22 protein-coding genes are annotated in these 21,578 nt (G+C 63.4%); 17 read left to right on the plus strand and 5 right to left on the minus strand.

The window, feature by feature from the left end; translation table 11 throughout:
* From IC232_RS29050 to IC232_RS29075, 6 genes are all read left to right on the plus strand, one after another.
* Positions 1-213: transketolase C-terminal domain-containing protein (locus tag IC232_RS29050; protein WP_281413446.1), on the plus strand; the 213-nt coding region annotated here is incomplete at its 5' end.
* A gap of 4 nt (positions 214-217) precedes the next feature.
* The gene (locus IC232_RS29055; RefSeq protein ID WP_190848430.1) at positions 218-514 is read left to right on the plus strand and encodes a DUF5076 domain-containing protein; all 297 of its coding nucleotides are present in this window, start codon (positions 218-220) and stop codon (positions 512-514) included.
* A gap of 30 nt (positions 515-544) precedes the next feature.
* Positions 545-1,981, plus strand: coding sequence for a pyruvate dehydrogenase complex dihydrolipoamide acetyltransferase (locus tag IC232_RS29060; RefSeq protein WP_190848431.1), 1,437 nt, complete (start codon positions 545-547; stop codon positions 1,979-1,981).
* An 85-nt stretch (positions 1,982-2,066) separates the two neighbouring features.
* The gene (locus IC232_RS29065) at positions 2,067-2,495 is read left to right on the plus strand and encodes an endonuclease domain-containing protein (RefSeq protein WP_190848449.1); all 429 of its coding nucleotides are present in this window, start codon (positions 2,067-2,069) and stop codon (positions 2,493-2,495) included.
* A gap of 2 nt (positions 2,496-2,497) precedes the next feature.
* Complete coding sequence (lpdA, locus tag IC232_RS29070) at positions 2,498-3,934, plus strand: dihydrolipoyl dehydrogenase (RefSeq protein ID WP_190848432.1); 1,437 nt, start codon at positions 2,498-2,500, stop codon at positions 3,932-3,934.
* 151 nt (positions 3,935-4,085) lie between these two features.
* Positions 4,086-4,535, plus strand: a complete 450-nt coding sequence (locus IC232_RS29075; protein WP_190848433.1) for a GFA family protein — start codon at positions 4,086-4,088, stop codon at positions 4,533-4,535.
* 10 nt (positions 4,536-4,545) lie between these two features.
* Here IC232_RS29075 and IC232_RS29080 read toward each other — a convergent pair whose 3' ends face one another.
* Complete coding sequence (locus IC232_RS29080; protein ID WP_190848434.1) at positions 4,546-6,501, minus strand: PAS domain S-box protein; 1,956 nt, start codon at positions 6,499-6,501, stop codon at positions 4,546-4,548.
* A 248-nt stretch (positions 6,502-6,749) separates the two neighbouring features.
* On the opposite strand from IC232_RS29080, the gene lipA reads away from it, so the two are divergent.
* From lipA to IC232_RS29095, 3 genes are read left to right on the plus strand one after another with little or no spacing between them, the layout of a single operon-like run.
* The gene (lipA, locus tag IC232_RS29085) at positions 6,750-7,709 is read left to right on the plus strand and encodes a lipoyl synthase (protein WP_190848435.1); all 960 of its coding nucleotides are present in this window, start codon (positions 6,750-6,752) and stop codon (positions 7,707-7,709) included.
* A gap of 15 nt (positions 7,710-7,724) precedes the next feature.
* Positions 7,725-8,249, plus strand: coding sequence for an AAA family ATPase (locus tag IC232_RS29090; protein ID WP_190848436.1), 525 nt, complete (start codon positions 7,725-7,727; stop codon positions 8,247-8,249).
* Between the two features lie 3 nt (positions 8,250-8,252).
* The gene (locus tag IC232_RS29095) at positions 8,253-8,720 is read left to right on the plus strand and encodes a type II toxin-antitoxin system RatA family toxin (protein ID WP_190848437.1); all 468 of its coding nucleotides are present in this window, start codon (positions 8,253-8,255) and stop codon (positions 8,718-8,720) included.
* On the opposite strand, the gene IC232_RS29100 is transcribed toward IC232_RS29095, so the two are convergent.
* Positions 8,721-9,209 carry a CinA family protein gene (locus IC232_RS29100; protein ID WP_190848438.1) on the minus strand — a complete coding sequence of 163 codons (489 nt, stop codon included), beginning with the start codon at positions 9,207-9,209 and terminating at the stop codon, positions 8,721-8,723. It abuts the gene before it with no gap.
* Positions 9,206-10,399, minus strand: a complete 1,194-nt coding sequence (locus IC232_RS29105; protein WP_190848439.1) for a bifunctional 2-C-methyl-D-erythritol 4-phosphate cytidylyltransferase/2-C-methyl-D-erythritol 2,4-cyclodiphosphate synthase — start codon at positions 10,397-10,399, stop codon at positions 9,206-9,208. Before IC232_RS29105 ends, IC232_RS29100 begins: the two co-directional genes overlap by 4 nt.
* 112 nt (positions 10,400-10,511) lie before the next feature.
* Here IC232_RS29105 and dusB point away from each other — a divergent pair, with 112 nt between their 5' ends.
* From dusB to hflX, 7 genes are all read left to right on the plus strand, one after another.
* The gene (gene dusB, locus IC232_RS29110) at positions 10,512-11,531 is read left to right on the plus strand and encodes a tRNA dihydrouridine synthase DusB (protein ID WP_190848440.1); all 1,020 of its coding nucleotides are present in this window, start codon (positions 10,512-10,514) and stop codon (positions 11,529-11,531) included.
* Complete coding sequence (locus IC232_RS29115) at positions 11,528-12,631, plus strand: two-component system sensor histidine kinase NtrB (RefSeq protein WP_190848441.1); 1,104 nt, start codon at positions 11,528-11,530, stop codon at positions 12,629-12,631. The genes dusB and IC232_RS29115 overlap by 4 nt, the downstream gene beginning before the upstream one ends.
* 9 nt (positions 12,632-12,640) lie before the next feature.
* Positions 12,641-14,107: a nitrogen regulation protein NR(I) gene (ntrC, locus tag IC232_RS29120; RefSeq protein ID WP_190848442.1), complete on the plus strand. Its 1,467-nt coding sequence runs from the start codon at positions 12,641-12,643 to the stop codon at positions 14,105-14,107.
* Positions 14,108-14,207: 100 nt separating this feature from the next.
* Positions 14,208-16,460 (plus strand): sensor histidine kinase NtrY-like, encoded by a 2,253-nt coding sequence (locus tag IC232_RS29125; protein ID WP_190848443.1) that lies wholly within the window; start codon positions 14,208-14,210, stop codon positions 16,458-16,460.
* On the plus strand, positions 16,457-17,827 hold the full coding sequence (locus IC232_RS29130; RefSeq protein ID WP_190848444.1) for a sigma-54-dependent transcriptional regulator: 1,371 nt from the start codon (positions 16,457-16,459) through the stop codon (positions 17,825-17,827). Before IC232_RS29125 ends, IC232_RS29130 begins: the two co-directional genes overlap by 4 nt.
* Before the next feature lie 235 nt (positions 17,828-18,062).
* Positions 18,063-18,317, plus strand: a complete 255-nt coding sequence (gene hfq / locus IC232_RS29135) for an RNA chaperone Hfq (protein ID WP_009491222.1) — start codon at positions 18,063-18,065, stop codon at positions 18,315-18,317.
* A 1-nt stretch (position 18,318) separates the two neighbouring features.
* The gene (hflX, locus tag IC232_RS29140) at positions 18,319-19,713 is read left to right on the plus strand and encodes a GTPase HflX (protein ID WP_190848445.1); all 1,395 of its coding nucleotides are present in this window, start codon (positions 18,319-18,321) and stop codon (positions 19,711-19,713) included.
* Here hflX and mazG read toward each other — a convergent pair.
* Complete coding sequence (gene mazG / locus IC232_RS29145) at positions 19,708-20,553, minus strand: nucleoside triphosphate pyrophosphohydrolase (protein WP_190848446.1); 846 nt, start codon at positions 20,551-20,553, stop codon at positions 19,708-19,710. The two genes, hflX and mazG, sit on opposite strands and share 6 nt — an antisense overlap.
* Positions 20,554-20,687: 134 nt before the next feature.
* Here mazG and IC232_RS29150 point away from each other — a divergent pair, with 134 nt between their 5' ends.
* Positions 20,688-21,128 carry an OsmC family protein gene (locus IC232_RS29150; protein WP_190848447.1) on the plus strand — a complete coding sequence of 147 codons (441 nt, stop codon included), beginning with the start codon at positions 20,688-20,690 and terminating at the stop codon, positions 21,126-21,128.
* 177 nt (positions 21,129-21,305) lie between these two features.
* On the opposite strand, the gene IC232_RS29155 is transcribed toward IC232_RS29150, so the two are convergent.
* A partial coding sequence (locus IC232_RS29155) for an IS30 family transposase (protein WP_190848448.1) occupies positions 21,306-21,578 on the minus strand: 273 nt, incomplete at its 5' end.

The following is a 21,578-nucleotide window of genomic DNA, read 5'->3' on the forward strand; positions in this document are numbered from 1 at the left end:
TGCATCACGGTGGAGGAGGGCTTCCCGCAATCGGGCGTGGGCGCCGAGATCGTCGCGCGCATCATGGAGAACGCGTTTGATTATCTCGACGCGCCCGTGATCCGCATCACCGGCAAGGACGTTCCGATGCCGTATGCGGCCAACCTCGAGAAGCTCGCGCTGCCGAACGTGGCCGAGGTGGTGCAGGCGGCGAAGGCCGTTTGCTACAGGTGACCTCATGACAGAACGGAAATTCGAAGCCCTCAACGTTCCGCCTGACGTCCTCGAAAAGGGCGGCATCGAGATCCTGAGGGCTTCGGTGGTCGATGGCGAGGTGAGCATCGCGCTTCGCCGCGCCTTCGACGATCCGTTCACCTGGGGCGTGCTCCTGGTGGATCTCGCCCGTCACGCCGCGCGCGTCTATGCCATGGAAACGGAGTTCTCCGAGGAGGAGGCTCTGGCCGAGATCGCTGCCGGCATTCAGGCCGAGCTGGACGATCCGAGCGATTCCGGTTCGACGCAGGCTATCAACTGAATCTCAGATCAGGTCAGGATCTAAAACGCCATGCCCATCAATATCCTGATGCCCGCCCTGTCTCCCACCATGGAAAAGGGCAACCTTGCCAAGTGGCTGAAGAAGGAAGGCGACACGGTGAAGTCCGGCGATGTCATCGCCGAGATCGAGACCGACAAGGCCACCATGGAAGTGGAGGCGGTGGATGAAGGCATCCTCGCCAAGATCGTGGTGCCGGAAGGAACCGCCGACGTCCCCGTCAACGAGCTCATCGCCTTGATTGCCGCCGAGGGCGAGGATCCGAAGAGCGTCACGGCTCCGGCTTCCGGCGGCGGTGCTCCGGCGCCAGCCCCGAAGGCTGAAGCCGCCCCGGCTCCGGCTGCTCCCGCAGCCGCGCCCCAGCCGCAGGCCAACACCATTCAGGGCGATCCCAACGCCCACATGTCCTATGCCCGCGTCGATCAGGCTCCCGAGGGGCCTGCAACGGCCGCGAAGCCCAATGGGGCAGGGCAGCCGCAGGCATCCGGCAGCCGTGTCTTCGCCTCGCCGCTCGCCAAGCGCATTGCTCGCGAGGCCGGTGTCGACATCGCGTCGATCCAGGGTTCCGGCCCTCATGGCCGTGTGGTCGAGAAGGATGTGCGCGCAGCGCTCCAGGGTGGCGGCACGAAACCTGCAGCCGCCCCGGTTGCCGCTGCACCAACACCAGCTCCGGCGGCCAAACCTGCTGCCCCCCAGCTGGCTCAGAGCATGGGCGCCGAGCAGGTCAAGGCCATGTTCGAGGCCGGCACCTATGAGGAAGTGCCCCTCGATGGCATGCGCAAGACCATCGCCAAGCGCCTCGTCGAGTCCAAGCAGACGGTTCCGCACTTCTACCTGTCGCTCGATTGCGAGCTCGACGCGCTCATGGCGCTACGCGAGCAGATCAACGCGGCCGCAGGGAAGGACAAGGACGGCAAGCCTGCCTACAAGCTCTCGGTGAACGACTTCGTCATCAAGGCGCTCGCCATCGCGCTCCAGCGCGTGCCCGCCGCCAACGCGGTTTGGGCCGAAGATCGCATCCTGAAGATGAAGCATTCCGATGTGGGCGTTGCGGTGGCCATCGAGGGTGGTCTCTTCACGCCGGTTGTGCGCAAGGCCGAACAGAAGACGCTCACCGCCATCTCGGCTGAGGTGAAGGACATGGCAGGCCGCGCCCGCAACCGACGTTTGAAGCCGGAGGAATACCAGGGCGGCTCCACGGCCGTATCAAACCTCGGCATGTTCGGCATCAAGAACTTCCAGGCCGTTATCAATCCGCCCCAGGGCACGATCCTGGCGGTCGGTGCCGGCGAGAGCCGCGTGGTGGTGAAGAACGGCGCTCCCGCCGTTATCCAGGCCATGACCGTGACGCTCTCCTGCGACCACCGCGTGGTGGACGGCGCACTCGGGGCGGAACTGCTGGCAGCCTTCAAGCAACTCATCGAGAGCCCGATGGGGATGCTGGTTTGAGACCAGGCTCACCCTTCTCCCTCCCCCTTGCGGGGAGGGGCAGGGGTGGGGGTCGTGACGCATGCTCGCGCTGACAAAATCTGCAATGTCGTGGAATCAGCCACCTGCTAAATCGACATCGCCAAGAGCGAAGTCGAATGCTGGGAGTTTGCGGCGCACGCTCACAGAACCTGAGAAGCGCTTATGGTGGCACCTGCGGAATCGTCTTCTGTTAAACGATACCCATTTCAGGCGCCAAGTCCCCATTGGCTCGTACATTGCCGATTTCTGCTGTCTCGGTGCGCGGCTTGTCATCGAAGTCGATGGTGGGCAGCACGCAACCGATCAGGCTATCGTCTATGATGGCCGACGCACAGCCTATCTCATTGGCCAAGGCTTCCATGTCCTGCGCTTCACCAACAGTGAAGTCATGCAGAACATGAATTCCGTGCTCGACACTATTCATGCGGTGCTTGTCCGCGCGACCCCCACCCCTAGCCCCTCCCCGCAAGGGGGAGGGGAAACGCAGAGGTAACCATGGCAAATCAATACGACATCATCGTCATCGGCGGCGGGCCGGGGGGCTATGTGGCGGCGATCCGCGCGGCGCAGCTCGGGTTCAAGACCGCGGTCGTGGAGCGCGAGCATCTGGGCGGCATCTGCCTCAACTGGGGCTGCATCCCGACCAAGGCGCTGCTCCGTTCGGCCGAGATCTACCATTACATGGAGCACGCCAAGGATTACGGCCTGTCAGCGCAGGGCATCGGGTTCGACGCCGCCGCCATCGTGCAGCGCTCGCGCGGCGTCTCGGGCCGTCTCAACGGCGGCGTCGGCATGCTGCTCAAGAAGAACAAGGTCGACGTGATCTGGGGTGAGGCCGCCATCTCCAAGCCCGGCGAGGTCGTGGTGACGGCGCCGAAGAAGCCTGCCATGCAGCCGCAGAACCCGGTGCCGAAGGGCGTTCTGGAGCCGGGCACCTACGCTGCCAAGCACATCATCGTGGCGACCGGCGCGCGTCCGCGGGCGCTGCCGGGCATCGAGCCGGACGGCAAGCTGATCTGGACCTATTTCGAGGCCATGGTGCCGCCCGCCATGCCCAAATCCCTCATCGTCATGGGCTCGGGCGCCATCGGCATCGAGTTCGCCTCATTCTACCGCACCATGGGCGTGGAGGTGACGGTGGTCGAGGTGATGCCGCAGATCCTGCCCGTCGAGGATGCGGAGATCGCCGGCCTCGCCCGCAAGCGCTTCGAGAAGCAGGGGATGAAGATCCTCACCGGCGCCAAAGTTACGAAGGTGGAGAAGGGCGCGAACTCCATCACGGCCACCATCGATGACGGCAAGACTACGCAGACCATTACCGCCGAGCGGATGATCTCCGCCGTTGGCGTCGTCGGCAACATCGAGAATCTCGGCCTTGAGAAGGTCGGCGTGAAGATCGAGCGCGGCATCGTCGTTACCGATGGCCTGGGGCGCACCAACGTACCCGGCATCTATGCCATCGGCGACGTGGCGGGCCCGCCCATGCTGGCGCACAAGGCCGAGCACGAGGGCGTGATCTGCGTCGAGACCATCAAGGGCATGCATACCCATGCCATGGACAAGGCCAAAATCCCGGGCTGCACCTATTGCAACCCGCAGGTGGCCTCGGTCGGCCTCACCGAGGCCAAGGCCAAGGAACAGGGCTTCGACATCCGCGTCGGCCGCTTCCCCTTCATCGGCAACGGCAAGGCGATTGCGCTCGGCGAGCCTGAAGGCCTCGTGAAGACGATCTTCGACAAGAAGACCGGGCAGCTGCTCGGCGCGCACATGATCGGCGCGGAAGTCACTGAGCTGATTCAGGGCTACGTGATCGCCATGAACCTGGAGACCACGGAAGAGGATCTGATCCACGCCGTCTTCCCGCATCCGACATTGTCCGAGACCATGCATGAGAGCGTTATGGATGCGTATGGACGCGTGATCCACATCTGACGGCGTTGAGGCGCAGATCGCCCCATACAAAAACCACTGCAGCAATCATGGCCAGGCTCGTCCCGGCCATGAACTTTTGAGCCAAACTCATCGCATTGACATGAGCGCTGGCTAAGCGGCAGGCTTAACCTCCTAGCATAGGGAGGAAGCCATGGCGGATCAGGGCAGCGGACGCGAAGGCGGGTGTCGGTGTGGGCATGTGAGGTTCCGTGCCAATGGCCGCCCCATCATCACCATGGCCTGCCACTGCACCGGCTGCCAACGCATGACGGCCAGTGCCTTCTCCTTGAGCGCTCTCTACCCCAGCGACAGTTTCGAGGTGCTTCAGGGTGAGCCGGTGATCGGTGGCCTTCACGGCGCTACGCGCCACTTCTTCTGCCCGCATTGCATGAGCTGGCTGTTCACGCGGCCGGAGGGCCTCGACGCGTTCGTGAATGTTCGCGCGACTATGTTCGATGATGCAAGCGACTTCGCGCCCTTCATCGAGACCTATACCAGCGAGGCGCTGCCCTGGGCCAAGACGCCCGCGGCCCACAGCTTCGAGAAATTCCCACCGATGGAGCTTTATGCTGAACTGGTCCAGGATTTCGCGCGGAGCTAGCCGCTCAGGGTCAATACTCGGGCACGGTGCGGTGCGTGATCAGGGGCATATGGATCTCGTACTGGAGACCCGCCGGATCAAAACTCAGATTCACTCTTGCGTGGCACTGGGCCGGCAGAACGCGCTCCAGCAGGAATGTCCCGAAGCCGCTGTGCTCCGGTTTCCCGACCGATGGGCCATTCTGCTCAACCCATTTGAGGTGGATCTCCCTCTTGCCCTCTGCCATCACAAGCTCCCAACTGACGGAGACGCATCCTTTGCGCACAGACAGCGCCCCATACCGCGTCGCATTCGCCGTCAGCTCGTGAATCGCCATGCTCAAGGGAATGGCGAGATCCGCCGAGAGATTCACTTCCGGTCCTTCCAACCTGAAGCGCTCATGCTTCTTCCCCCAGAAAGGCTGCAGCTCACATTGCAGCATTTCCCGCAAAGGGGCTGTCTGCCAGTAATCCTCCGTCAGAAGGGTCTGCGTCTTGGCAAGTGCGGCAATCCGCGATGAGAAGGAGCGGTTGAAATCCCGGATGCTGGTCGTCGTGCGGGCTGTCGCGCTCGCCAGGGCCTGGACGACGGCAAGGGTGTTGCGCACGCGGTGATGGAGTTCCCGCACCAGCAATGCCTGGCGCTGCTCGAACCGCTTTCTCTCATCGATATCCTGGATGACCCGCACGCTGTACTGAAAGCGCCCCTGCTCATCGAAGACGGCCGTCGACGACACGTTCAGCCAGACACTTGAGCCATCCTTTCGGATCGAGCGCTTCTCCCTTGAATACGTCCGCAGCTCGCCTGCGACCTGCCGTTCGTAGAGCGCACGCTCGGCCTCGGAATCGTCGGGGTGAATGAGATCGAAGATGCTCAGGTTCAGAAGCTCGCCGCGGGAGTACCCGGTGATGGCGGAAAGGCCCCTGTTGATGGTCAGAAATTGACCGGCTGCGTTGGTTTCGGCGATGCCGACGCCGGCATGCTCATGGGTCGCCCAGAGCCTTTCACGGCTTTCCCGTTCGGCTCTCGTCTGAACGGCGTTCTCGACGGAGACCGATGCGATCTGGGCGAGCTGGATGAGAATCGCTTCATCGTCCGCGGTGAATTCGCCATTCTGCTTGTCCAGCAGCATGAGCACGCCCAGCGTGCCGCCTTGGGGACCGGTCACCGGAACGGCCAGCACGCCTGGCAGCGCCAAGGAGATGGCTTCCGCGAAGTGGGTATCCTGCAGTTCCGGATGGGAGCTGAGTTCTGCTTCGCTCAGTCGAAGCGGGCAACCCCGCTGGATGACATGGGAGTATATGCCGGCACCGCTCTGGGTGAGGGCGGATACAGGATGGCTGCGGTATTTCTCCGAAACCGAGACAATGACAGGGTCGCTCGGCCATAAGGCATAGGGAAGCGTGTGGGTGGTGGCCCAATGGGCCCCGATGATGAGCCGCGCCTGCTCCGTGATCTCATGAAAGATCGTCTCGGGAGCATCCAGCGCAGCTATCCGTGTGGATACTGCCGCCAGGGCCTTGAGCTGTTCATGGTATCGATGGGCCTTCGCCAGGAGAGCCTGCCGCTCCTGCTCAACCAGAATGCGGTTGGTGATGTCGTGATGAGCCACGACGGCATAGGCGTAGCCGTCATGGTCAAGCCGGGAGGCGCGAAGCTGGAACCATTGTTTTTGCGTGGGGGAATGGCATGGATACTCGAGAGAAAAGGCTGGTTGACCCGCCAGCACGGATCGGATGCCCGTAGCGGCGGCTTTCGCACAGGCCGCTTCTACCCCGATGGCGCGATCGCAGATGTCGAGATAGTTCGTTCCCACATGCCGAACGTCCTTGCCGCTGTTGGTCCGGCCGAAATCGCGCCATGCCTGGTTGACGGCAATGATGGTGCCTGACTCGTCAAGCACGGCCACCGGGCCAGCCAGGGCATCCAGGACCTGTTCAGCGGGCGGAACCGCCACGAACCCGTTCCGCTCCGACGTCCGGTTCATAAGTCTTTGTCCCAACACCTTGGAATGAATAGGCTAGTAACGGGTATGGGAGACTTCGGTTCATGCAGAAAGTCAGAAGGAACCGGTTGCGATGCTCTTCTTGACGTCCTGACAGAGGGGGAAATGGCCAAAAGACCGGGAAGGAAAGCCTGCCCCGCGATCTGAGCATTTGCGGTTGAGCCTCGAAAGCCTTAAATCAGGCACACGTCAGGAAGGGCGGGATCCCTTCGCCCCAAAGGTTTAGCTTCATGGCTGTCGTTCTCGACCTTCTGAACAAGGATCAGCGCCCTCGCCACCCGGAAAAGGCCCACCGGCCGGACCAGCCGGTTCAGCAGCGCAAACCCGAATGGATCCGCGTGAAGGCGCCGGGCTCGCCCAAATGGGCCGAGACCAACCGCATCGTGCGCGAGAACAAGCTCGTGACGGTCTGCGAGGAGGCCGGCTGCCCCAATATCGGCGAATGCTGGGAGAAGAAGCACGCGACCTTCATGATCATGGGGGACACCTGCACCCGGGCCTGCGCATTCTGCAACGTGAAGACCGGCCTGCCGCAGGCGCTCGATCCCAATGAGCCGGAAAGCGTCGCCAAGGCAGTGGAGAAGCTCGGCCTCGAGCACGTGGTCATCACTTCCGTAGACCGAGACGACCTCACTGACGGCGGCGCGCAGCACTTCGCCGACGTGATCCATGCCATCCGGGCCCGCTCGCCGAAGACCACCATCGAGATTCTTACCCCCGACTTCCTGAGGAAGCCGGGCGCTCTGGAGATCGTCGTCGCGGCCAAGCCCGACGTGTTCAACCACAACCTCGAGACGGTGCCGTCGAAATATCTGAAGGTTCGTCCCGGCGCCCGCTATTTCCACTCCATCCGCCTGCTGCAGCAGGTCAAGGAACTGGACCCGACCATCTTCACCAAGTCCGGCATCATGGTCGGTCTCGGCGAGGAGCGGAACGAGGTGCTCCAGCTCATGGACGATCTGCGTTCGGCGGATGTGGATTTCATGACCATTGGCCAGTACCTCCAGCCGACGAAAAAGCACCATCAGGTCATCCGCTTCGTCACGCCGGATGAATTCAAGGCCTATGAAACCACGGCCTATGCCAAGGGTTTTCTCCTGGTCTCCTCAACCCCGCTGACGCGTTCCTCGCATCACGCAGGCGAGGATTTTGCCAAGCTGAAGGCGGCTCGTCTCACGAAGCTCGGCTGAACAACCGGACGAGGCATGCAGCGCATTCTGGTCATCGGCAGCCCGGGCGCGGGCAAGAGCACCCTGGGGAGCCGCCTTGGCGAGTGCCTTGGCCTGCCTTTGATCCATCTCGACCGGGAATATTTCGGCCCCGGGTGGACCGCGCCGACCAAGCCTGAATGGCGCGAGCACGTGAAAGCCCTTGCCGCACGACCGGCCTGGGTGATGGATGGGAACTACGCCAGCACTTTCGATATCCGCGTGCCCCGCGCCACAGCCATTGTCTGGCTCGATCTACCGCGCTGGCAATGCGTGCTGAGCGTGCTCTGGCGGGTGGCCAGACACTACGGGAGAACGCGCCCCGACCTGGGCTCCGCCGGACCGGAGCGCTTCGATTGGTCCTTCCTGCGCTGGATATGGTCGTATCCAGACAAGATGCGACCGAAGACCGCCCGCATGCTGGAGCGCCTGCGCTCCGACCAGCGCGTTTACGTTCTGCGCTCCCGATCCGACATCCCGGCCCTGGAAGCCGAATTTGCAACCTTCAGAGAGGCCGCCTGAACCATGCCGACCTTCCGCACCACCCGGCCCGTGAAGCATACGCCTGATCAGATGTTCGCTCTCGTGGCCGATGTGGAGCGCTATCCGGAGTTCCTGCCCCTGTGCGAGAGCTTGAGGGTCATGAGACGGGTTCAGAGCGGTGAGGGGATCGAAACCCTCGTGGCCACCATGTCGGTAGGCTACAAGGCCATCAATGAGAGCTTCACCACACGCGTGACCCTGGACGATCCCCGCCGGAAGATCACGGTCGAGTACGTGGATGGGCCGTTCAAGTATCTGGAGAACCGCTGGACCTTCCGCGAGGTGCCCGGCGGCTGTGATGTCGAGTTCTACATCAACTACGAGTTCAAGAGCTTCGCCCTCGGGCTCCTCATGGGCAGCGTGTTCGACAAGGCCTTCCGTAAGTTCACCGAGGCGTTTGAGGAGCGGGCGGACGAAATCTATGGCGTGCCATCCCGGGCCCGCGCCTGATCAGCCGATAGCCTGCTCCAGGAGCGACAGGGCATCCTCCACCGCTCGGCGCCGCACATTCTCCCGCCCTAGGTCGCCATAGCGGTGCTCCAGGTGGGCCGTCGGAGCCCCTTTGCGAGCTAGACCGAAATGGACGAGGCCGACAGGCTTCGTCGCCGTTCCCCCGGTCGGACCCGCAACACCGGTGATCGCCACCGCCACATCGGCTCGCGAATGAGCGAGCGCTCCCTCGGCCATGGCCCGAGCTACAGGTTCGCTCACGGCTCCATGGGTGACGATCAGGTCGGCGGGCACGCTGATCAATTCGGTCTTCGCCTCGTTCGAATAGGTGACGAAGCCGCGTTCCACCACGGCCGAAGAGCCGGAAATCTCGGTCAGCAGGGCGGTGACCAGCCCCCCGGTGCAGGATTCGGCCGTGGCGATCTTCAGCCCCCTCTGGCGATAAGCATCGAGAAGCGCCGCGGCGCGGCCAATCAGGTCCGGTGTCATGGGTTCACCTCCGGCAGGCGAATGGTTGCGGCGGCCTGGGCGGCGATACCTTCACTGCGCCCCGTGAAGCCGAGCTTCTCGGTGGTGGTCGCCTTGAGCGAAACCTGATCGACCCGAAGTCCGGCGATCTCAGCGATGCGCTGGCGCATCGCCTCCCGATGCGGCCCGAGCCGCGGCTTCTCGCACAGGAGGGTGGTGTCGAGGTGATCGACGATGCCGCCGCGCTCCCGCACTAGGCCGACTGCATGGGCCAGGAACCGGTCCGAGGAGGCGCCGCGCCATTGCGGCTCACTTGGCGGGAAGTGCGTGCCGATATCGCCGTCGGCCAGTGCGCCCAGAATGGCGTCCGTCAGGGCGTGCAGGATCACATCCCCGTCCGAATGGGCGATCACGCCGCGATCATGGGAGACTTTGACGCCACCCAGCCAGACATGGTCTCCGTCGCCAAAGGCATGAACGTCGAATCCGGTGCCGAGCCTGGTGATGTAAGTCATCGTTGTGCCTTCCAGTCGCCGCCTGGCCTCCAAAAAATCAGCCGGGTGGGTAAGCTTGATGTTGCTGCTCTCGCCCTCGAATACATGAACCGGCAGCCCGGCCCACTCCGCAAGGGCGCCGTCGTCGGTAAATGTGTGGAGCCCGGCGGCGGCCGCCTTTCGGTGGGCGTCGAGTAGCAGGGCAAATTGAAACGCTTGCGGTGTCTGCACGGCCCTGAGGTTGGCCCTGTCAGGCGTCGAGACCACCTCCGACTGGCTGCCGATCATCTTGATCGTATCGGTCACGGCTGTTCCGGGAACGGCGGCGTCCCACCGTTCGGCAGCCTGGATCGCCCTCTCGATGAGTTCCGGACACGCAAAGGGGCGGGCCGCATCATGGACGAGGACGATGTCTGGGGCCGAAGCAGCCAGGGCCTCAAGGCCGTTTCTTACGGAATCCTGACGCGTATCGCCGCCGTAGACGCATGGCAGAAGTGCCGGCGACAGGGGTGCAAAGGCCGCGACGCTTGCCTCATAGAAATCCCGGTCGTCAGGGTGGATCACGACGAGAACCTGATCGATCTCAGGATGCGAGAGGAAGCGGGTGAGGGTCCGCGTCAGGACCGGTTGTCCGTCTAGATCTCTATACTGCTTCGGAATCCCTTCTCCCGCTCGTGATCCACGTCCTGCAGCGACGATGAGGGCGGCAACTGACATCTCGAGAAGACTCTCCGCAACAGGCGTTCTCCTTACAGCGAAGGCAGACGAAGGCAAACTGCCGGCGGGAAAAGCTTGCGCGCCGGACCAATATGGCTATTAAATAAGCACAATGGAATCTGATCAAAAAATAGGCGTTGCAGGATTTAGCATTGGATCGCTAACGGTCGAGAACAGTGCCGTCCTCGCTCCGCTGTCCGGTGTGACCGATGTTGCTTTCCGGCGTATCGCCAAGCGCCTGAAGGCTGGACTCGTCGTGTCCGAGATGGTGGCCTCGGATGAACTCGTTAAGGGTTCCGAGGAGGCTCAGTTGCGCGCTGAGGGCGCTGGGATCGAGCCGCATGTGGTCCAGCTCGCTGGTTGCGAGCCCCACTGGATGGCGGAGGCGGCCCGTGTGGCCGAAGGGGCAGGAGCCCGCATCATCGACATCAACATGGGCTGCCCGGCCAAGCGCGTCATCGGTGGCTATGCCGGGTCGGCACTCATGCGCGACCTGGACCATGCGGCCCGCCTGATCGAGGCGACGGTGCAGGCGGCCAGCGTTCCCGTGACGGTCAAGATGCGGCTCGGCTGGGATCACCGGAGCATCAATGCGCCGGACCTTGCCCGCAGGGCTGAGTCTCTGGGTGTTAAGGCGGTGACGGTCCATGGCCGCACCCGCCAGCAGTTCTACAAAGGACAGGCTGACTGGAACGCCATCGCGTCCGTCGTCGAGGCGGTGAGCATTCCAGTGATCGCCAACGGCGATATCGGTTCCCTGGACGAGGCGCGGCGCTGCCTGGCTGCGTCCGGAGCCGCCGCCGTCATGATCGGGCGCTCGGCCGTGGGACGACCCTGGCTCGTCGGCCAAATCGGCGCCGCCCTGCAGGGGCGCACCATTGCCGATCCCTCGCCGGATGAGATGACCGCCATCGCCATCGAGCATTACGAGGGGTTGCTTTCGCTTTACGGAGAAAGGACCGGCATCCGCCATGCCCGCAAGCACCTCGCAGCCTATGCGGACGTTGCCATAGCCTCAGGCTTCCAGGTGAATCCCGGGGTTCGCACAGGGCTCGTCACATCGGAGGAGCCGAGGGCCGTGATTGCGCTGTTGCGCTCGCTCTACACTCACCAAGAGCGAGAGGCTGCATGACGGCTCTACCCATCAACGACCTCATCATGAATGCCCTGCCGATCCCGGTCCTCACGGTCGGGCCGGAGCATCGGATCGCCCATGCCAATTCGGCGGCCGAGTCGTTCTTCGAAATGAGCCTGCGCATGATGCAGCGCCAGAAGCTGAGCGACCTGCTGCCTTTCGGCTCACCGGTCATGGCGCTGGTCGAGGATGTTCGCCAGCGGGGCTCCAGCGTCAGCGAGCACCGGGTCGATATCGGCAGCCCGCGTCTGGGCGCCGAGCGCATCGTGGATGTCTCGGCATGTCCCCTTGGTGACGACGGCGACAACGTGATCGTCATGCTCCAGGAGCGGACGATCGCCGACAAGATGAACCGTCAGCTCACCCATCGCGGGGCCGCCCGGTCCATCACGGCACTGGGCGCCTTGCTGGCCCACGAGATCAAGAACCCGCTCTCCGGCATCCGCGGCGCCGCCCAGCTGCTTGAGCAATCCGCAAATGAAGACGACCGGTTGCTGACGCGGCTCATCTGCGATGAGACCGACCGCATCGTGAAGCTCGTTGAGCGCATGGAGGTGTTCGGCGAGGAGCGGCCCATGGAGCGGGGCGCCGTCAATATCCACGGCGTGCTCGACCATGTGAAGCGCTTGGCGCAGTCGGGGTTCGCCCGCCACATCCGCTTCGCCGAGAACTATGATCCGTCGCTCCCACCAGTGCTCGGCAACCGCGACCAGCTGATCCAGGTCATCCTGAACCTCATCAAGAACGCCGCCGAGGCCATCGGCATCGATACACCGGACGGTGAAATCATCCTATCGACGGCATTCCGTACAGGCGTCAGGCTTCAGGTGCCCGGCTCTCAGGAACGCGTGAGCCTGCCGATCGAGCTGAGTGTCATGGATAACGGCCCCGGCATCCCGCCCGAGCTGATGAGCGATCTCTTCGATCCTTTCGTCACCACCAAGGTCCAGGGCAGCGGTCTTGGGCTCGCGCTCGTCGCCAAGATCGTGGGCGACCATGGCGGCATCGTCGAATGCGAGCCGGCGCCCCGGCGGACCACCTTCCGGATTCTTCTCCCCATGCACCGCGCCGGCGACGGTCGCGGGGCCGACTTATAAGGCTGACCTATGCCGAGCGGACAGATTCTTCTCGCCGATGACGATGCGGCCATCCGGACCGTCCTGAACCAAGCCCTCTCGCGGGCAGGCTATGAGGTCCGCTCATCCAGCAATGCCGCTACCCTCTGGCGCTGGGTGTCCCAGGGAGAAGGCGATCTCGTCATCACCGACGTGATGATGCCCGACGAGAACGCCTTCGATCTCCTGCCGCGCATCAAGAAGATTCGGCCAGAGCTGCCGATCATCGTCATGAGCGCGCAGAACACGTTCATGACAGCGATCAAGGCCTCGGAGCGCGGCGCCTACGAGTATCTGCCCAAGCCTTTCGACCTCAAGGAACTGGTGGCCGTAGTTGGACGGGCGCTCTCACGCCCGCGCAGCGTGCCCACCGGTGCTCATCCGGCGCCGGAAAACGAGGACATCCCGCTCGTCGGACGTTCGCAGGCGATGCAGGAGATCTACCGGGCGCTGGCCCGCCTCATGCCTACCGATCTCACCGTGATGATCACGGGCGAATCCGGCACGGGCAAGGAGCTGGTTGCCAAGGCGCTCCACGATTACGGCAAGCGTCGGCAGGGTCCGTTCGTGGCCGTCAACATGGCGGCGATCCCGCGGGAGCTCATCGAGTCCGAATTGTTCGGCCATGAGAAGGGGGCCTTCACCGGTGCGACCGCCCGCAGCACGGGCCGCTTCGAGCAGGCCGAAGGGGGAACGCTCTTCCTCGACGAGATCGGCGACATGCCGATGGAGGCGCAGACCCGCCTTCTTCGCGTCCTCCAGCAGGGCGAGTACACCACTGTCGGCGGCCGCGTGCCGATCAAGACTAATGTCCGCATCGTGGCCGCCACGAACAAGGATTTGCGCGTCCTGATCCAGCAGGGGCTTTTCCGCGAGGACCTGTACTTCCGGCTGAACGTGGTTCCGCTGCGGCTTCCTCCGCTTCGCGAACGCGTCGAGGATATCCCGGACCTCGTTCGGCACTTCTTCGTGCTGGTGGAGAAGGAGGGGCTCGGCCGCAAACAGCTCGACGTGGAGGCCATGGACCGGCTGAAGCGCTACCGCTGGCCGGGCAACGTCCGCGAACTGGAGAATCTGGTGCGCCGCTTGGCTGCCCTCTACCCCCAGGACACGATTACCGGAGCCATCGTTGATGCGGAACTCGACTCACAACCGCTGCTGCCGCCGCAACCCGCTGGAAAACCCGGCCAGCCTGTACTGCAAGCATCGGAAGGCCTGTCGGATGCCGTGGAGCGGCACCTGAACGAATACTTCTCCGGCTTTAGGGATTCCCTGCCGCCTCCCGGCCTCTATCACCGGATCCTGCGCGAGATCGAAGGGCCTCTCATCGGGGCAGCGCTGGCGGCCACCCGGGGCAATCAGATCAGGGCTGCGGAGCTTCTTGGCGTCAACCGCAACACGCTGCGCAAGAAGGTGCGTGACCTCGATCTCATGGTTGTACGCTCGAATAGGGGCTGACCGGCCTGGGCTGTAATAATTTGACCACAGTGTTGTGTTGGTGCATCACCCCACGACGGGGTGCCATTTCCCGGGCACCTGATCTCGCGGGGCTTCAGTCTTGATCAACCAGGACACCATTGCACAGCGTCAGGCGGCTGAGCCGTCCCAGACCGGCCTCGGCTGGCTGGGTTACGGAGCCGTTCTGTCGGCTCTGGCATCGGCGCTTGCCACGTTCCTGATCCTTGCCGGCGCCACGCCCATCCTGCCGACCCACAATGTCGTCGTGTGGGTTTTCACGCTGAACGGTATTCTCATCGCCGTCCTTCTCGGAATCGTGGCCTGGCAGACCCGGAAGCTGGTGCGGGAGCGCAGGGCAGGGGCCGCGGCCGCGGGCCTGCACGTGCGAATCGTCGGTCTCTTCAGCCTGGTGGCCGTCCTGCCCGCCATTCTTGTCGCCGGCGTTGCGACGGTGACGCTGGAGCGCGGCCTGGACCCCTGGTTCACGGGAGCGCTCAAGGACATCATGAACAATACGGTGTCCATTGCACGCTCCTACCGGGAGCTGCAGTGCCGGACGCTGGCGCGCGAGACCCAGCTGATGGCGGCGGACCTCAACCGCGCTAAGGTTCTCTTCGACGCCGACCGCAACCTGTTCCGGGATTTCATGAACTCCCGCGCGGTCTTCCTTGGTTTCCCGCTTGCCATGATCGTCGATACGGACGGCACGGTGGTCGAGCGGATCGAGGTGAAGAAAGTCGAGAATATCCCACAGCCCTCCAGGGCTGATCTGCAGGAGGCGAGTTCTCAGGAAGCCCTCTGCCTGTTCACGCGAGGGACTGGCAACATCTTCCGATCAGCCCTGAAGCTCGATGCCCATGGCGGGCGCATTCTCTACGTCGCGCGCGAAGTCGATCCGCGCGCCATCGAGTTTCCCCAGGTGGCCGAGACCGGGGTGGCTTTCTACGAGGCGCTCGACCAGAAGAAGGCGGGAATCCAGATCGCCTTCGCGTCCATGTTCACGCTCATCGCGTTGATCGTTCTGCTCTCGGCAGTGTGGTTCGGGTTGAATTTTGCCAATCGCCTCGTGGCGCCGATCCGGCGCCTCATCCATGCGACGGATCAGGTGGCCACCGGCAATTTCTACGTCCAGGTTCCCGTCAAACGGGGTGAGGGGGATCTCGGCCACCTGGGCGAGACCTTCAACAAGATGACCTCGGAGCTGCGCCGCCAGCATGACGGCCTCACCACGGCCAGCGAACTCATGGATCGCCGGCGCCGTTTCACCGAAGCGGTTCTCGCCGGTGTCTCGGCCGGCGTGATCGGCGTGAATGCCCGGGGGGTGATCACCATCGTCAATCCTTCGACCGAAGCCCTCCTCGGGGCCTCGCGGGAGGAACTGCTCGGCAAGCCGATCACCATGATTCTGCCGGAGGTCACGGCCCTGATGGAAGAGATGAGCCATGGGCGCCAGCGGCTCATGCAGCAGCAGATTCATATTGCGCGCAAGGGCAAGGAGCGCACGATCAACGTCCGCGTCACCAGCGAGCAGACTCGCAGCGAAAAACGGGACCTCGTGATCACCCTCGACGACATCACGGATCTCGTTCTGGCGCAGCGGACCTCCGCCTGGGCGGACGTTGCGCGCCGGATCGCGCACGAGATCAAGAACCCTCTGACACCGATCCAGCTCTCGGCCGAGCGCATCCGCCGGAAATACGGCAAGGTGATCACCACCGACCGGGAGGTATTCGACCAATGCACGGACACCATCGTGCGGCAGGTCGACGACATCAAGCGGATGGTGGACGAGTTCGCATCCTTCGCCCGCATGCCCAAGCCGACCATCGGCAACGAGGATCTGGCTGAGACGATCCGGCAGGTGGTCTTCATGATGAAGATCGCCCATCCTGAGATCGAGTTTGCCGATCAGGTGCCGCAAGGATCCCTTGTGGCGCCGTTCGACCGGCGGCTCGTATCTCAGGCCGTGACCAACATCGTCAAGAATGCGACGGAAGCCATCATGGCGGTGCCGGATTCAGAGAGAGGGCAGGGGCAGATTTCCGTCCTTCTGGACGACACGCATCCGGACTATCTGATCCTGGCCGTGACCGACAACGGCAACGGCTTCCCGGTCGAAGGGCGGCAGCGCCTTCTGGAGCCCTACATGACCACCCGCGAGGGTGGAACCGGCCTGGGGCTGCCGATCGTCGCAAAGATTTTGGAAGACCATGGGGGTGGCATGGAACTCGCCGACAATCCCGCCGGGCGGGGTGGGCAGGTCCGCATGTGGATCCCGAAAACGAAACAGGTTTCATCGGAAGAGCCAGTGGCCGCTTCCAACCGAAACGACTCTCGCAGGGCAAGCCTATGAGCGCTGATATTCTCGTCGTCGACGACGAAGTCGACATCCGCGAACTCGTGGCCGGCATCCTTGAGGATGAGGGCCACCGCACACGCACCGCAGGCACGTCCGACGACGCCTTGGCGGCTATCGAGACGCGGCGTCCCCACCTCGTCTTCCTTGACATCTGGCTGCAGGGAAGCCGCCTCGACGGTCTCCAGGTGCTCGAGATCATCAAGAGCCAGCATCCCGACCTGCCCGTGGTGATGATCTCGGGCCACGGCAACATCGAGACCGCCGTCTCGGCGATCAAGGCCGGCGCTTACGACTTCATCGAGAAGCCGTTCAAGGCGGACCGGCTCGTGCTCGTCGCCGAGCGCGCCCTTGAGGCGTCGCGGTTGAAGCGCGAGGTGCGCGACCTGCGCTCCCGTTCCGTTCAGGCGAGCCGCATTGCCGGCAAGTCCATCGTGGTCAACCAGCTGCGTCAGGCCGTCGAGCGGGCGGCTCCGACGAACGCCCGCATCCTGATCACCGGTGCGCCCGGTTCCGGCAAGGAACTGACGGCCAGGACCCTCCACGGCCTCTCCACCCGCGCCAACGGCCCCTTCGTTGTCCTGTCGGCCGCGACCATTACGCCGGACACCATGGAGGCCGAGCTCTTCGGCACGGAAGGTGGCGTTGGCGGTGGACGTCGCGTCGGCGCGCTCGAGGAGGCTCATGGCGGCACTCTCTACATCGACGAGATTGCCGACATGCCGCGGGAGACGCAGAACCGTATCTTACGCGTTCTCGTGGATCAGAACTTCCAGCGCGTCGGCGGAACGACCCGGGTGCATGTGGATGTCCGCATCGTCTCGTCATCGAGCCGCGATCTGCCGGGTGAGATCGCGGCCGGCCGGTTCCGCGAGGATCTGTTCCACCGCTTGGGTGTCATTCCGATCCGGGTGCCGTCCCTGGCCGAGCGCCGGGAGGATGTGCCGGAACTCATCGAGTTCTTCATGGAGCAGATCTCGTCGACCACGGGCCTGCCGAAGCGGCGCATCGCCGAGGACGCCATGGCGGTGCTGCAGTCGCATGATTGGCCCGGCAATGTGCGGCAGCTGAGGAACAACGTCGAGCGGCTGATGATCCTCACCTCAGGTGAACCCGACGCGGAGGTCACGGCCGACATGCTGCCGTCGGAGATCGGAGCGCTCGTTCCGAGCACGCCTGGCGGGGCAGGGGGCGAAAAGCTCATGAGCCTGCCGCTCCGCGACGCCCGTGAAATCTTCGAGCGGGAATACCTCCTGGCGCAAATCGCCCGCTTCAGCGGCAATATTTCCAGGACGGCGGAGTTCATCGGCATGGAGCGTTCGGCCCTGCACCGCAAGCTGAAATCACTGGGCATCGGCGGCTGACAACCCGCCATGGATGTGCCCTAGGGTCATGCATTGTCGTCCGGCCCGGAACTAAAACCTACCAATCCACGGGAAAATGCGCCCCGAGGGGGTAGAACCGTTGCGTCCCCCTTGCCGAACGGGGCTGTTCGCCCTGTAATAGGAAGGCCGGTCACCGACCGCACGAAAGCGGACAATCATATTCAGGCGGCCCCATAGCCAAGACCGGCGGCGATGGGCTGGCGAGGCAACTTCAATGGCGGGCGATCGCGCGCAGAACCTTCAGGACACCTTCCTCAACTATGTCCGGAAGCAGAAAATACCCCTGACGATTTTTCTCGTGAACGGAGTGAAGCTCCAGGGGGTCGTGACTTGGTTCGACAATTTCTGCGTCCTCCTGCGCAGGGATGGTCACTCCCAACTGGTTTACAAACACGCCATTTCCACCATCATGCCGGGTCAGCCCGTTCAGTTGTTCGATCAGATCGACGAGGCTGGCGAGAAGGCTTGAGGTGACGGAACCACGGACGCCGGGGGAAGAACGTCTCGCTCAGCTTGCCGAACCTGAGAAAGAGGTTGCGGCGGGAACCAGGACGCTCGTTGTCGGCCCCTATCTCACGCGCAAGCGGCGCGTTTCCATGGACACCGAAGGCGAGGGGTCCAATCCTCGCCCTCCGGAAGCACGTCTCGACGAGATCACGGGTCTGTCCCTTGCCATCGACCTGACCATTGTCCGTTCGCTCATCGCTCCGCTGTCTTCGCCCCGGCCTGCTACCTTCATCGGGAGCGGCAAGGTTGACGAACTCGCGGGAATGGTCCTGGCGGAGGAGATCGGGCTTGTGGTGATGGACTGCGCCCTGAGCCCCGTGCAGCAGCGCAATCTGGAAAAGGCCTGGGGCGCCAAAGTCATCGACCGGACCGGCCTGATCCTCGAAATCTTCGGTCGGCGTGCCCGGACAAAGGAAGGCACCCTGCAGGTCGAACTGGCGCATCTCTCCTACCAGAAAGGCCGACTGGTGCGGTCCTGGACCCACCTCGAACGTCAGCGGGGTGGCTTCGGCTTCCTTGGCGGTCCGGGCGAAACGCAGATCGAGGCCGACCGACGGATGATCCAGGAACGGATGAACCGGATCGAGCGGGATCTCGAAGGCGTCGTGAAGACCCGGTCCCTGCACCGGACGAGCCGGCGACGGGTGCCGTATCCGATCATCGCGCTCGTCGGCTACACCAATGCCGGCAAATCAACGCTCTTCAACCGCATGACCCAGGCCGATGTTCTGGCCGAGAACATGCTGTTTGCAACGCTCGATCCCACCTCGCGGGCTATCGACCTTCCCCACGGAGAGAAGGCTATCCTGTCCGACACGGTCGGCTTCATCTCGGATCTGCCGACCATGCTCGTGGCAGCCTTCCGGGCCACCTTGGAAGACGTCGTCGAGGCCGATGTGCTGCTGCATGTCCGGGACGTGTCCCATGGCGAGACCGAGGCCCAGGCCGGGGACGTGGCCGTGGTGCTGCGAGAGCTCGGGATCGATCCGGATGACACCCGACGCATCATCGAGGTCTGGAACAAGGCGGACCTTCTCTCGGCAGATGACCGGGAGCGGCTCGCCACCGCCTCGCAGCGAACCGGCGAGGAGAGGCGGCCGATCCTGATCTCGGCCCTCACCGGAGATGGCATTCCCGAACTGCTCGCCACCATCGAGCAACACCTGGCATTGGGTCGTCTGACCTATGAGGTCGACGTTGCGGCCGAGGACGGGCAGGGGCTCGCGTGGCTCCATGAGAACACGGAGATTCTCGACCGTCAGACAAAGGAGAACGGGCACACCGTGCTTCAGGTGCGCCTCGTCTCCGGCAAGGAACCGCGGTTCCTGAACCGGTTTCCCGAAGCCCGCGTCCTATGACGACGCGCCGGGCTCGCGCTCGGCCATCTTCGCAGCAACCCAGTGCCGTTCCATCTCCTCAAGCGACGCCTCGTCGAGGGTTCGGTCCTGCTCTCCGAGGGCCTGTTCGACGGCCCTGAAGCGGCGCTCGAACTTGGCGTTCGTGCGCCGCAGAGCCCGCTCCGGATCGATGCCGAAATGACGGGCGAGGTTCGTCACGGAAAAGAGCAGATCGCCGACCTCATCCTCGATCTTGTCTCTGTCTCCAGATGAAGAAGCATCCTTAACCTCATCCAGCTCTTCGTGAATCTTGTCGATGACCTGGGCAGCGTCCGGCCAATCGAAGCCGACTTTGGCGGCCTTAGTGGTGAGCTTCTGGGCTCGCGTCAGGGCGGGCAGGGCTGTCGGAATGCCACCGAGAAACCCGGCCTCATGGGCCTCTGGCGACAAGCCCATCCTGGCGCGCTCTGCCTTCCGTTCTGCCTTCTCCTCAGCCTTGATCGAATCCCAGAGGCGCTTCACCTCCTCGGGCGACAACTCCCTGGTGCTTCCGAAGACGTGGGGGTGCCGCCGGATAAGCTTCTTCGTGATCGCCTCGACCACATCGCCGAAGGCGAATACACCCTGCTCCTCGGCCATACGAGCATGGAAAACAACCTGGAGCAGCAGGTCGCCGAGCTCATCCCGCAGGTCCGCCAGATCGCCGCGCTCAATGGCATCCACGACCTCGTAGGCCTCCTCGATCGTGTAAGGCGTGATCGACGCGAAGTCCTGCTCGAGATCCCAGGGACAGCCTGTTTCAGGCGTGCGCAGGGCTGCCATGATCTCCAGGAGGCGTGTGATGTCGGTCGAAGGCTTCATGGTTAATTCCTGCTCGCTCAGCCAGTCTCATACCCTGAGGACAAAACCCGCGGCTAGCTGGATTTGCGCCATGTCCATGGAGTAGCCGTGTATGAACTGAGCGGAATTCTCTGAGAAGATCGAGGAAGAGCACGATGAAAGCGCGGATCAAACTGGTTGATGGCATGATGTTCGTGGGTGAATCCGGCAGCGGACATGCCGTGGTGATGGATGGCGCGCCTGAATATGGCGGGCGCAATATGGGGATCCGGCCCATGGAAATGCTGCTGATCGGCCTCGGCGGCTGCACGGCCTTCGACGTGGTGCAGATCCTCAGGAAAGGCCGGGAGCACGTCTCGGATTGCCAAGTCGAGGTGACTGCCGAACGTGCCGAGACCGATCCCAAGGTCTTCACCAAAATTCACCTGGAATACCGGGTCGTGGGCATGGATCTGGCGCCGGTGAAGGTGGAGCGGGCTATCCAGCTGTCCAAGGAAAAATACTGCTCGGCCTCGATCATGCTCGGCGCGGTGGCCGAGATCACCCATAGCTGGACGGCCCTGGACGAAGCGGCAGAACCGGAGGCCGCGTCCTAGGACATTGAGCTGCGCAGCTGATGCTACGCGACGGCCGCCTTTGACTGGACGGCCGCCGCAACAAAAAACTCCTCGAAACAAGCTCCGGACGGAGTGGCAGCGTCCGAGGGGAGAGGCCTCCAGCTTGTGGAATCAAGCCGCAGTGCGACGGTTGGCGCGTCATCGGTCTCGGGTCGGTCAGGGGCTGCCGGGGCGGAGTTGGTTAGGGTTGCGCAGCCCCGGCAGCCTCGGATCCAGAGAGCTCATCAGAACCTCTTTAGGTGTGCGATAGCCCAGGCATTTGCGTGGGGTCGCGTTGAGCCGATCACAGATCTCAAGCAGAGCCTCCTCAGGCAAAGCGGCAATGTCGGTGTCCCGTGACAGGAAGCGCCGGACCCGGCCATTGGTGTTCTCGACCGACCCCTTCTGCCAGGGGGCCTGCGGCTTGCAGAAGTAGCTGTCCATGCCGAG

The sequence above is a fragment of the Microvirga sp. genome, from assembly GCF_014699075.1.
Taxonomy (GTDB): Bacteria; Pseudomonadota; Alphaproteobacteria; order Rhizobiales; family Beijerinckiaceae; genus Microvirga.